General features: G+C 51.7%; 9 protein-coding genes. 5 read left to right on the top strand and 4 right to left on the bottom strand.

Going from position 1 to position 12,355, the window contains the following annotated elements; genetic code table 11:
• The first annotated feature begins 289 nt into the window (after positions 1–289).
• Positions 290–517: a hypothetical protein gene (locus LH51_RS20545; protein ID WP_144244257.1), complete on the top strand. Its 228-nt coding sequence runs from the start codon at positions 290–292 to the stop codon at positions 515–517.
• Between the two features lie 218 nt (positions 518–735).
• On the opposite strand, the gene LH51_RS11185 is transcribed toward LH51_RS20545, so the two are convergent.
• Entirely contained in the window at positions 736–1,665 is a 930-nt protein-coding gene (locus LH51_RS11185) for an exopolyphosphatase (RefSeq protein WP_036522248.1), read from the bottom strand.
• A gap of 171 nt (positions 1,666–1,836) precedes the next feature.
• Between LH51_RS11185 and LH51_RS11180 the strand changes: the two genes are divergently transcribed.
• On the top strand, positions 1,837–2,940 hold the full coding sequence (locus LH51_RS11180) for an efflux RND transporter periplasmic adaptor subunit (protein WP_052063700.1): 1,104 nt from the start codon (positions 1,837–1,839) through the stop codon (positions 2,938–2,940).
• Position 2,941: 1 nt separating this feature from the next.
• Positions 2,942–5,992: an efflux RND transporter permease subunit gene (locus LH51_RS11175; protein WP_036522247.1), complete on the top strand. Its 3,051-nt coding sequence runs from the start codon at positions 2,942–2,944 to the stop codon at positions 5,990–5,992.
• 10 nt (positions 5,993–6,002) lie between these two features.
• Here LH51_RS11175 and LH51_RS23605 read toward each other — a convergent pair whose 3' ends face one another.
• From LH51_RS23605 to LH51_RS11165, 3 genes are read right to left on the bottom strand one after another with little or no spacing between them, the layout of a single operon-like run.
• Positions 6,003–6,344, bottom strand: a complete 342-nt coding sequence (locus tag LH51_RS23605; protein WP_268746564.1) for an efflux RND transporter permease subunit — start codon at positions 6,342–6,344, stop codon at positions 6,003–6,005.
• 5 nt (positions 6,345–6,349) lie between these two features.
• Positions 6,350–9,043, bottom strand: coding sequence for an efflux RND transporter permease subunit (locus tag LH51_RS11170; protein WP_268746563.1), 2,694 nt, complete (start codon positions 9,041–9,043; stop codon positions 6,350–6,352).
• Positions 9,043–10,161 (bottom strand): efflux RND transporter periplasmic adaptor subunit, encoded by a 1,119-nt coding sequence (locus tag LH51_RS11165; protein WP_052063699.1) that lies wholly within the window; start codon positions 10,159–10,161, stop codon positions 9,043–9,045. Before LH51_RS11165 ends, LH51_RS11170 begins: the two co-directional genes overlap by 1 nt.
• Positions 10,162–10,283: 122 nt before the next feature.
• Here LH51_RS11165 and LH51_RS11160 point away from each other — a divergent pair, with 122 nt between their 5' ends.
• Together LH51_RS11160 and LH51_RS11155 are read left to right on the top strand one after the other, a co-directional pair.
• Complete coding sequence (locus LH51_RS11160; RefSeq protein WP_036522245.1) at positions 10,284–10,724, top strand: OsmC family protein; 441 nt, start codon at positions 10,284–10,286, stop codon at positions 10,722–10,724.
• 103 nt (positions 10,725–10,827) lie between these two features.
• Entirely contained in the window at positions 10,828–11,685 is an 858-nt protein-coding gene (locus tag LH51_RS11155; RefSeq protein WP_036522243.1) for an ion transporter, read from the top strand.
• The last annotated feature ends 670 nt before the right edge of the window (positions 11,686–12,355 follow it).

Genomic DNA, 12,355 nt, shown 5'->3' with positions numbered 1-12,355 from the left:
TTACAACGAAAGCTTAGCTGCTGCCTGAGCATTCGACTGAGTAAATAGAAACATAGAACGATGAATTAGTTAGGAGTTAAACCTCACCACGATTGCGTGGCACTTTGATTGATGGCGAACAGGTCGAACCGGCACTGAAAAAACCCTGAAAAAGCGAAGAGCTTCAAGCTCGTTGACACGATTGGGAGTCAGTGCGCGAATAGCCCATCAGGGTCCGATGCCTAATAGCGGCATCATTAATGAGACCGGATACACGTAGGCAGTCGTACCTTGGCTTCGATCAAACAAAGTGCTTGCAAAAGAGGAGGAGTCCATACACGCTTTTCGCCGTCCTGGCCGCTCGGCTGTCGCCCTGACCGCCATGGATGGCGGGAATGCCGAAAATGCAGGAGCATTTTTCGGCCATGGCGCCAGACGGTCACATCAAAGTGATACCCCCACCCCGCCCAAAGTCCTGTGCCAGTCCAACTATCGTTTGGAGCAGTGCAGGCAGTATGGCTATGACGTAGATCGTTGAATTAAGATTCAAGCTCTCAGTCTGGCAAAAATCTTCCGTAAATACCGATTTTAAAACAACTTTATGCTGGCACCCAAGTTGATGAGGCTGATGGGATCGGATCTGACTGACCCTGTGCGCCATGGATGGCGCACCGGAGCCCCCAGGGATGGGTTTACGGCGAGTCAGACAGATACGGCCCATTAGCCCGATAGCTGGAGAGCTCAATAGCTAAGATCTCAACCGTCCTGATTAATCTGAGCAATCAGCTCATTAAGAACGGCTTCAGCCCGGTCGTTGGCAACCTGGCAGGTACCCGCCGCCTGATGACCACCACCGCCGTTTTTCAGCATCAGTTCACCGACATTGGTTTTGGAGCTGCGATCGAAAATAGATTTACCTGTAGCAAATACCGTGTTCTGCTGCTTCAGGCCCCAAAGAACATGGATGGAGATATTGCACTGCGGGAAGAGTGCATAAATCATAAAGCGGTTACCGGCATAAATCGTCTCTTCATTACGCAGATCGAGCACCACCAAATTGCTATGAACTGTCGCGCAGCGCTTGATCTGGTCTTTAAACTTTTCTTCATGCTCAAAATACAGATCAACGCGCTCTTTCACATCCGGCAGGGAAATGATTTCATCGATATTGTGATTTTTACAATAATCGATCAGATCCATCATCAGATTGTAATTGGAGATACGGAACTCACGAAAACGCCCCAGTCCGGTGCGCGCATCCATAAGAAAATTCAATAAAGGCCAGCCTTGCGGATTCAGCACTTCTTCTGGTTCAAACTGTGCTGAATCGCCTTTATCCACGGCATCCATCATCTCATCCCACTCTGGCGGGAAAGCTTCGTGGGCACCATAGTATTTCCATACCACACGTGCGGCGGAAGGTGCATCAGGATCGATGATATGATTATCGCGCTGCTCATTTCGCAGGGCTTCAGAGGAATGATGGTCAAACGCCAGATACACACCCTCAACATACGGCAGGTTGGTTGAGATGTCTGTAGCGGAAATGTCCACGCTACCATCCTGCATATCCTTGGGATGCACAAATTTGATATCGTCAATCAGATCCAGATGCTTCAACAATACGGCACAGACCAGACCATCAAAATCACTGCGGGTGACCAGGCGAAACTTTTGAGCTGTCATGGAAATTTTGACCTCCAGGCAATTAATCTTCTATTTTGCTTAAAACATACCTGCAAACCTGTGAAATAGGAACCGTTATACCTAATAAACTCGCTTTTAAAGCGTTTCGTACCTTGTAGCAACTTGCTATGCTGTGGGCTACTGCCTGACCGGATATAGGGACACTTTCCCATGGCTTTTTTATCATCTTTGATCAAAATACGTTCGTCACATTTCTCACTTGCATTAGCATTGCTATTAGCGGCCTTGCTGGTGATTTGGTTACTCAGCGGCTCAGTGTATTCGCTTGCCACGGATGAACCTGAATTTACACCCAGCCTCCAGGAAACTGAACGGCCGGTTGTAGAAATTCAGCAATTACAAGCCAGCGCCTACCATCCCCGTATTCAGGTGCAAGGTCAGTTGGAACCCTACCGGCAGAGCACCCTGACAAGTCGCATCAATAGTCAGGTTGAAACCTGGCATGTCAGCCAGGGTCAGGCTGTGAAAAAAGGTGATTTGATTATTTCACTCGATCAGGAAGATCGTCAGGCACAACTCCAACGCGCCGAAGCTGACTTGCGGGTTGCTGAAGCCAACCTACGCGCGACTGAGCGCTTGAAAAACCAGAACCTGTCCTCTGAAACTGCGCTGTTAAATCAGCAGGCATTGGTTGCCAGCGCCCGTGCTGAACGTGACCGAGTAAGTATGGAACTGCAGCATACACAAATCCTGGCGCCTTTCGATGGCTTTATTGAATCCCTGCCGATTGAGGTGGGTAACAGCGTCCGGCCAGGTGATGCCCTGGCAAGCCTGGCCGATACCCGCACCCTGAAGCTGACCGCGCATATTCCACAGCAGAAGGTCAGCCAGTTATCCGAGGGATTGAGCACTGAAGCCAGGCTGCTTGATGGTGCCCAGCTGACGGGAGAAATCAGTTTTGTCGCTAATGTAGCCGACAGCGCCACGCGCAGTTATCGCATTGAAGCACAGATTAACAATCCGCAATTACACCGAGTAGCGGGCGCCAGTGCCAGCATAAGTATTCTGTTGCCCAGCCAAACAGCACACAGATTCTCACCAGCGCTGCTGACGCTGGACAGCAAGGGCCAGACAGGCGTCTACCTCGTCAACGATGCGGAGATTATGCAGTTTAGACCAGTGAGCATTCTCAGTTTGGATACAGATGGCGTCTGGGTCAGTGGCTTGCCATCCGAGATTACTCTGATCACCCAGGGTGCAGGCTTTGTCAGTGAAGGCGAGCAGGTTAGAGCCGTTCCAGTGGAGTCAAACTGATATGGAGGCACTGATCCGTGCAGCACTGCTTCGTAGCCGCGCTACCCTGACCCTGTTTATTTTTTTGATGCTGGGCGGGCTGGCGGCCTATCAGGCCATTCCTAAAGAAGCCAACCCGGATGTCGTCATTCCGATGATGTATGTCTCGATGAGTCTTGAAGGCATCAGTCCGGAGGATGGCGAGCGACTGTTGATCCGCCCGATGGAGCAGGAGTTGCGCTCACTCGAAGGGGTCAAAAAAATGACCTCAACCAGCAGTGAAGGTCATGCATCGGTGATGCTTGAGTTTGATGCAGGTTTCGATCCTCAGAGTGCGCTGCAGAATGTTCGTGAAAAAGTGGATACAGCGCGATCCAATTTACCTTCAGAGGCCGATGAACCCAGTGTTCACGAAATCAATGTAGCCCTGTTTCCGGTACTTTCAGTAGCCTTGTCTGGCCCGGTATCTGAAGCTGAGTTGGTCTACATGGCCCGGCGTCTGAAAGAAGAGATCGAAGGCATTCCCGAAGTCTTGGAAGTGGATATCGGCGGTGACCGCGAAGATCTGCTGGAGATCATTGTTGATCCCCAGGTGCTTGATAGCTATCAGATAGATTACACCCAGTTATTTAACCTGGTCTCCCGTAACAACCGCCTGGTGGCGGCAGGCAGCCTCGATACAGGGGCCGGGCGCATGGCGATGAAAGTACCCGGTATTATCGAGAATCTGGATGATGTTCTCAGCATGCCGGTAAAAGTTGAGGGTGATACCGTCATCACTTTTGCCGATATTGCCGTGTTACAACGCACCTTTAAAGATCCCTCGGGTTTTGCGCGTATCAATGGTCAGCCGGGCATTGTGCTGGAAATCAGCAAGCGTGCCGGTGCCAACATCATCGATACCAATACCAAAGTACGCACACTGGTTGAACAGGCGCGTGCGCAGATGTCCGACGATATCAGCATCGATTACATCATGGACCAGTCCGATGAGGTCCGGATGATGCTGGATGAGTTACTCAACAACGTCTTGACCGCCGTAGTGCTGGTGTTGATGCTGATTATTGCCACCATAGGTTTGAAATCAGCAATAATGGTGGGATTAACCATCCCGGGAGCATTTTTAACCGGTATTCTGATGGTCTGGGCCGTCGGCTACACAATGAACATTATTGTGCTCTTCTCACTGATTCTGGTGGCGGGCATGCTGGTCGATGGAGCTATAGTGGTCAGTGAGCTGGCAGACCGTAATCTACGTGAAGGTCAAGCACCAAAAGAAGCCTGGATAAGTGCCGCCAGCCGGATGAGCTGGCCAATTATAGCCTCCACAGCCACGACCCTATCCGTATTTTTTCCTCTACTCTTCTGGCCAGGCGTGGTCGGAGAGTTCATGAAATACCTCCCCGCCACCGTAATTTTGTGCCTGCTGGCTTCGCTAGCTATGGCACTGGTCTTCCTTCCGACCATGGGTGGCGTACTGTCTGGCCGTATAGCCAAGCAGGAGTCACAAGCTGGCTTTTTCACCTGCGCCTACCGAAGTTTATTATCCACCTTGCTGAAAGCCCCCTGGCTGACGCTGCTGGGCATGCTCTTGCTGATTGCATTAATTTATACCGCTTATGGTCGTTTCAATCACGGTGTTGAGTTTTTTCCGGATATCGAACCGGAAACTCTGCAACTGCAAGTCAGGGCGCGCGGCGACCTTTCCGTGTACGAAAAAGATATCTTATTGAAGCGGGTGGAAGCGCGTCTGAACCACTACCCGGAGGTCGAGTCTGTTTATGCCCGCAGCTTCGCCATGCCGTCCATGCAGATGGGTACGGATGTTATAGGTATTCTGCAGTTCCGCCTGATTGACTGGCACCAGCGCCGCGCCTCAGAGGAAGTCATTCAATCTTTGCGAAAACTGACTCAGGATATTCATGGTATCGAGCTGGAATTTCGTAAGCAGGATATGGGGCCAGGAGAAGGCAAGCCATTGGAACTGCTGATCAGCGCCCATGATCCGCAACTGGCTGAACAGGCCGTGATTCAAATCAGAGCGCTAATGCAGGAACTCGGTGGCTTTGTCGATGTAGAAGATGACCGCACCCTGCCGGGTATTGAATGGCGCCTGCAGGTGGATCGCGAAGCGGCTGCCCGAATGGGTGCCGATGTGTTGAGCGTGGGTAATGCCGTACAACTGGTCACCAACGGCCTGATGCTGGCCACCTATCGCCCGGAAGATGCTACGGATGAAGTTGATATCCGCGTTAGACTTCCGGCAGACTGGCGCTCAATTGACCAACTTTCACGTTTAACCATCAATACCAGCCGCGGGCAGGTACCGCTGATTCACTTTGTCGATCTGGAACCAGCACCGCGTATCGGCAATCTGCACCGGGTAGACGGCGTGAGAACCCTGACACTCCAGGCCGATCTGGCCGAAGGTTTCCGACTGGATGAACGACTGGAAGCACTCAACAGTCATTTTGAACAGCTACCTGACGGAGTGCAGATACGCACTGGCGGGGAAGATGCTGACCAACAAGAGGCCTCACAGTTTCTTATCTCAGCCTTCATTGTGGCCATTTTGCTGATGCTGCTGATTCTGCTGGTACAGTTCAACAGCTTTTACCAGACGGCTCTGATCTTGTCAGCGGTGGTCTTCTCTACGGCCGGGGTATTACTGGGATTACTGATCAATGGCCAATCCTTTGGTATCGTCATGGTCGGCATGGGTATTATCGCCCTGGCTGGCATTGTGGTAAATAACAACATTATCCTTATCGACACCTATAATACCCTGCGTCAGGAAGGTATGAGTGCTTATACAGCCGCACTGGAAACCGGCGTACTGCGTCTTCGCCCGGTATTACTGACAGCCATCACCACCATTCTCGGCCTGATGCCGATGGTGCTGGGTGTGAATGTTAACCTGCTGGAACCCAGCCTGGGCTTCGGTGCACCTTCAACACAATGGTGGACTCAACTGTCCAGCGCCATCGCGGGGGGCCTCGCGTTTGCCACACTACTGACGCTACTGCTGACCCCCTGCATGCTGTTATTGGGCGCCAAGGTTCTGAAGCGTTGAATCAACTGACTCATGTATCCGTCACTGGTTGACGGATGCTGAAAAACAGGCTGTACAAGGCGGGTATCGCCAGCAACGTCAGCAGTGTCGCAAAGGCCAGACCACTCATAATGGTCACAGCCATATCGGCAAAGAACACATCAAAGGCCAAGGGCAGCATCCCCATAATGGTAGTGACTGCCGCCAGGACCACCGGTCGCAGACGCGACACACTGCCCTCCACCAAGGCCTCGGCAGGGGAATCACCCTGGGCAATACGCTGATCAATCTCATCAACCAGGACGATGGCATTTTTAATCAACATGCCTGACAGGCTGAGCATGCCCAACAGCGCCATAAAACCAAATGACATTCCTGTCAATAACAGCCCCAGGTTACCCCACAAATAGCCATAGGCACACAGAGCCAGATAATCAACGGCTGTTTCAAGCGTGCAAACAGGAGCACTGAAATCACCATCATCGCCAGCAAACTCAAGGGCAGCTGACGCGCCAAGGCGCGCTGTGCATCACCCGAACTTTCATGCTCGCCGCCCCACTCCAACTGATAACCCGGGGGTAACGTCAGGGCCTCGATATCGCCTCGCAGTTCAGCAAATACCGCCGCTACGTTTACACCGGCCCTGGGATCAGCACTCACGGTCAGGGTGCGCTGCATATTACGTCGCAGGATTAATGCTTCTTCCTGACGCGTTTCAAAGCGATCCACCACTTCACTGGCTGGAATAAAGTGTTCTGTGGCCTGGCTCCATATCATACGATCCTGTAGCTGGGTGGCTCGACCACGCTCATTGGCAGGAGCACGTAACAACAATGGAATCAGACGATCGTCTTCACGGTAGAGTCCAAGCATCTGACCTGTAGTAATGATTGACAGGGATTTAGCTAAATCCTGACGGCTCACACCTAGCACACTGGCTCGGTCCTCAGCCAAATGCGGCACGATTACACGTTCGGGCTGACGCCAGTCGATACGCAGATGGGTCAAACGCTGACTGTCACGAAACACCTGTTTGGCCGCTTCTGCCAGTTGGCGCAGCACCTCCGGATCCTCGCCTTTAAAGCGTGCTTGAATAGGTGCGCCCTTTCCTGGCCCCAGACGTACCCGTTCCACCCAGGCTTGGGCCTGCGGATAGTTTTCCAATTCTGCTTCTATCTGCTGAGACAGAGGTTCAATTTGTGCCTCTGAACTGGCGGTGATAATCAACTGCCCATAAGCGGGATTGGTGCGTTCAGGCTGATACACCAGCATCATCCGCGCTGCCCCCATCCCAGCAACACTGGTCACCTGCTCTACGCCCTCAAGCTCACTGACAAAGGCACTCAATTCGGCCAGATCCCGATCCGTCGCACGGATATCTGTGCCCTGCTCACGCCAATAATTGAGATAAAAAACATCTGTTTGCGCATTAGGAAAAAATATTTGCGGTACCTGAGCAAAAGCGAACACACTGATACCGGTGAATACCAGTAATCCAAGCAGCGTAGCACGACGATGATGCAGTACCCGCAGCAATAGCCCGCGGTATCCTGCCGCGCCAGCAGCCGGAGTTGTCGTTGCAGCACCCTCAGTTTGACTGATGAACAACAGACTGGCCAGTAAGGGCACAACGGTAATCGCCAGAATCCAGCTCAGCAGTAGTGACAAACCGATCACCACAAACAGGGATAAGGTATACTCACCGGTAACATCCTGCGATAAGCCTATGCCCGAAAATGCCAGAATACCGATAACGGTCGCTGCCAACAGTGGCATCTGCGTCTGCCCGGTAATACCTGTAGCCGCTTCACGCGCACTGCGCCCCTGCTGCATCCGCACCAACATACCTTCGGCTATGACAATAGCATTGTCCACCAGCATGCCCATGGCAATAATCAACGCCCCTAAAGACACGCGCTGCATCTGTAATCCGGTGACTTTCATCAGAAACAGCGAGCCGGTGACTGTCAACAGCAGCGCACTGCCAACAACCAATCCGGCTCGCCAGCCCAAAAACAGACACAGCACCAGAATCACTATCGACACGGACAAGAGCAAATTGATCAGAAACGCATTCAGAGAGCGTTCGACTATATGATGCTGCTGGTAGATAGGTTGCAAGGAGACACCCAATGGCAGTTCGGCCATATGCTGGGTAAGCGCAGCCTCAAGCGCATGGCCTACTTCGACAATATTACTGTCGCCTGTCGCCGCAACACCCAGAGTAACGGCATCTTCACCGGCAAAACGAATCAACTGGCGGGGCTGCTCATGGTAATCACGTGAGATCAACGCCACATCACCTAAGCGCAAGGTATCACCTGATGGTGTGGTAATAAACAGGTTACGTATCTGTTCCAGACTGTCAAAATCACCGGTGGGAACAATCCGCACAGCCAGGTCGTCAAGCGTCTGGCGCCCCGCATCTATGACCGCATTCTGTAGCTGCAGGCGCCCGGCCAACTGCTCCGGACTCAGACCCAGCTGAATCAGTACCGTTTGCGGTATTTCAATGAAAATACGTTCATCGCGTTCACCGTTGATTACCACCTTGGCAACACCCGGCACCCTCAGTGCTACTCGGCGTAAATCACGGGCAAAATCGCGCAGTTCGGCTGCCTCAAAGCCTGGTGCTGTCACCGCATAATACAGTCCAAAAACATCACCAAAGCTATCATTCACACGCGCAGGTCCTGCTCCAGGCGGCAGATTTGGCTGCGTATCCTGCACTTTACGACGCAGCTCATCCCAGACCTGTGGCAAGTCATCAGAGCGAAAAGCATCCTTGATTTCAACGGTAATTTCAGACAACCCCGGCATAGAACGCGAGGTCAGTCGCTTCAGTTGCGGCATCTCTTGTAGCGCAATTTCCAATTGATCCGTGACTTCCTGCTCCACTTCCTTAGCGGATGCGCCCGTATACGGCGTCAGAATAATCGCTTCCTTGATGGTAAACTCAGGATCTTCGAGCTGTGGCAGGGTTAGTACCGCCCAGATACCGCCCAACAGACAGGTCAAAATCAACAGCCAGGTGTTGACCGGTTTATCAATCGATGCACGTGCAATATCCATCAACGCTGCTCCTGTCGATCCAGCTCTGCACGCACCTGCATACCGTCACTGAGGAAACCCGCACCGGCTGCAACCACCTGTTCACCACGTTGAATACCTTCGAGGATTTCAACGCCTTCAGCCATCAAACGTCCAGTAACCACGGGGCGGGCAGCGACCCGCTGGGTGTCCGGATCATAGATAAATACTTGTGTCTGATTCCCTTCACCCACCAGCGCTTGCAGGGGCAGCACAGGTAACTGATCTTTATCTGACAGGAGCACCACGCGAACTGTGGCACTCATACCCGGTAGCAATCTGAGGTCTGTGGGGTTTTCCATATCAAAGGTAACCCGGTAGGTACGTGAGCGCAGGTCTGGCTCGGTTGCATACTCTTTAAAATTCAGCTCAAACTGCCGATCCGGTAGGGATGGCAGGGTTGCAGTAACAGAATAGCCTGTGGGGTCTTGAACCTGAGGCAGCAGAATTTCAGGCACCGCTATCTCAACCTCAATCCGGCTAAGATCATGAATACGCACCACAGGGGTGCCTGCAGCCAATTGGGTAAAGTTATCGGCCATACGGTCGGCTATCAACGCATCGTAAGGAGCAAAAATTTCGGTATAAATCAAATTTTGTCGGGCACGGTCGAGTTCAACAGCCGCTCGGTCATGAGCCGTGCGAGCTTCATCCAGTTGCGCCTGGGAAACGTGGTTCTGACTACGTAACTGCTGCAGTCGGCTCAAGTCCCGTTCAGTTTGCGCATAGGCGACACGTGCAGATTCCAGTAACAGTTGATAATCTGTCTGATCAAGTCGCGCAATCAACTCTCCCTCACCAATCTGATCACCTTTGATCACAGGCAGATGTACCAGTTTTCCCGGCACCTGAAATGACATATTGGCCGCCCGCGCGGCCTCCAGCCTGGCTGGAAAATAGCGCTCAGCCGTCATGTCAGCGTTATTGATCTGCAATAACCTGACCATCGGGACCACGGGTGCCTGTTGCCCCGTCTGGGAATCACTGCACCCGGGCAGGATAAAAAAGGCTGATACAAGTAGCAGTAATCTGAACATTTCACTTCCCTCTGTAACGCTATCCTGAAAAACCTGTTTGAAGGCGCTATACTGCGACAGCATAAGGATATACCCTTAAGTATGAAGCCTTTTACGCAGGCTTCAATAACATTTCAAGTCATTCTGGCAGTGAGCTGACGTTTTCAGAGCCAACTGATCGGAATGCCAAAGCTTTCGGAGCGTGTATGAGTCAGAGCAAATGCATCAGTGTTAATGCCGAAATGGGTGAAGGTTTCGCCGTTGAAGCTCAACTTGGAGAGCATCGGGTAGTGATTGACCAGCCTGTCGCCGCCAGAGGAACAGATCAAGGCCCAACACCTCTGGAGTATTTTTTATTTGCGATTGCCGGCTGCATTGGCACCATTGGCCGTATTGCAGCGATGCAACAGAAAATTGAATTACGTGGTATGAAAATCGCTGTTGCAGGTGATTACAACCCGGCCGGACTGCTGGGCAAACCCTCTGAAGACCGCACCGGTTTTCAACAGATCCGTATCGAAGCTGAAATCGATGCTGACATGACCGATGCAGAGAAAAAAGTTTTTTTGGATGAAATCTGTGAACGCTGCCCACTGCACGATAACACCCGCCTGGAAACCAGCGTCATCCACAGTCTGAAAAGCTGAATTTTTACAGCTTTCCTTAACACACCGCTTTAGTGTATCCGCCGTATCAGCGATAATGCCCGGTCTGATACGGCTGATGTTTACTTGCGGAGTGTGTAGTGCTATGAAAATCTATTGGGGTCGTGTTCAGGATAAACTGGAACGGCTACGCGCTAACAAGCTTTTTGAAACCTTTGTCATCTTCGTGATCATCGCATCAGCTTTGTTGATTGGTGCTAAAACCTATGAAGAAACCTCCCGCTTTGACATCGTCATGCGCTGGCTGGATCTTGGTATCACGCTGTTCTTCCTGTTTGAACTCTGCATCCGCCTGGCGGCTGAAAAAAGAACCCTCGATTTTTTCAAGAAAGGCTGGAACGTCTTTGATTTTCTGATTGTCACCGCCAGCCTGATTCCCATTGATGATTCGGAAATGGTGCTGATTGCACGCTTACTGCGAATCTTCCGCGTACTGCGTCTGGTCTCAATGATTCCGGAACTGCGCATGTTGCTGGCTGCCCTGTTGAAATCCATTCCGCGTATGGGTTATGTCGTCCTGTTAATGTTTATCATTTTTTATATCTATGCCGCTGTCGGCAGCTTCCTGTTTGAAAGTGTGGATGAAAAACTTTGGGGCAATATTTCTGTAGCGATGCTCACGCTGTTTCAGGTAGCCACCTTTGAAAGCTGGGCCACCGCCGTACTTTACCCCACCATGGAACAATACCCCTACAGCTGGATTTTCTTCCTCACCTTCATTTTCCTGAACGCGTTTATCTTTTTGAATATGATGATCGGTATCGTGCTGGATGTGATGCAGAAAGAAAGTGCCGCAGAACAACTGGAGTCGGGTGAAGGTGAAGCTGCGGAAATCCACTGGATGCGTGAACATATGGAAGCCATGGCTGAACAGCTTAATCGCATGGAACAGCAACTCAACCAGACCGCCAGTCAGAATCCAAATCGTAGCAACAACGAATAGCAGGGTATGGTTCGTGGGTGGGTGGGTTTGATGGGATCGAATCTGTCTGACTCGCCGTGAAATCATCCCTGATGGCTCCGGCGCGCCATCCTTGGCGCGCAGGGTCAGCCAGACCCGATCCCATCAACCCCTCAAAGATAGTAGTTGTGGCTGGCATTTGGCTATAGAAACGGTTACTACCATCTCTGTACAACATCTTTTTAGCTCAGTACCAGCGGCGATTGCTATGTCTGGGGGAAGCTGATGGGGTTGGCATTGGCTATAGAAGGGGGTTGCTATCACCTCTGTGTGACCGTCAGCCGCCAGGGCCGAAAAATGCTCCTGCATTTTCGGCATTCCCGCCATCCATGGCGGTCAGGGCGGCTGTCGAGCGGTCAGGGATGACGTAAAGCGTGTATGGACTCCTCCTCTTTTGCAAGCACTTTGTTTGATCGAAGCCAAGGTACGACTGCCTACGTGTATCCGGTCTCATTAATGATGCCGCTATTAGGCATCGGACCCTGATGGGCTATTCGCGCACTGACTCCCAATCGTGTCAACGAGCTTGAAGCTCTTCGCTTTTTCAGGGTTTTTTCAGTGCCGGTTCGACCTGTTCGCCATCAATCAAAGTGCCACGCAATCGTGGTGAGGTTTAACTCCTAACTAATTCATCGTTCTATGTTTCTATTTA

This window comes from Nitrincola sp. A-D6 (genome assembly GCF_000764495.1).
In the GTDB taxonomy this organism is placed as follows: Bacteria; Pseudomonadota; Gammaproteobacteria; order Pseudomonadales; family Balneatricaceae; genus Nitrincola.
The sequence above is the reverse complement of the archived record's forward strand: the minus strand, read 5'-3'. Positions and strand labels throughout refer to the sequence as shown.

What these genes read in the sequence shown, in the direction of transcription:
- LH51_RS11185 (WP_036522248.1), bottom strand. Translation starts at nt 1,665, where the DNA reads ATGACAGCTCAAAAGTTTCGCCTGGTCACCCGCAGTGATTTTGATGGT.
- LH51_RS11180 (WP_052063700.1), top strand. Translation starts at nt 1,837, where the DNA reads ATGGCTTTTTTATCATCTTTGATCAAAATACGTTCGTCACATTTCTCA.
- LH51_RS11175 (WP_036522247.1), top strand. Translation starts at nt 2,942, where the DNA reads ATGGAGGCACTGATCCGTGCAGCACTGCTTCGTAGCCGCGCTACCCTG.
- LH51_RS23605 (WP_268746564.1), bottom strand. Translation starts at nt 6,344, where the DNA reads ATGTCATTTGGTTTTATGGCGCTGTTGGGCATGCTCAGCCTGTCAGGC.
- LH51_RS11170 (WP_268746563.1), bottom strand. Translation starts at nt 9,043, where the DNA reads ATGGATATTGCACGTGCATCGATTGATAAACCGGTCAACACCTGGCTG.
- LH51_RS11165 (WP_052063699.1), bottom strand. Translation starts at nt 10,161, where the DNA reads ATGCTGTCGCAGTATAGCGCCTTCAAACAGGTTTTTCAGGATAGCGTT.
- LH51_RS11160 (WP_036522245.1), top strand. Translation starts at nt 10,284, where the DNA reads ATGAGTCAGAGCAAATGCATCAGTGTTAATGCCGAAATGGGTGAAGGT.
- LH51_RS11155 (WP_036522243.1), top strand. Translation starts at nt 10,828, where the DNA reads ATGAAAATCTATTGGGGTCGTGTTCAGGATAAACTGGAACGGCTACGC.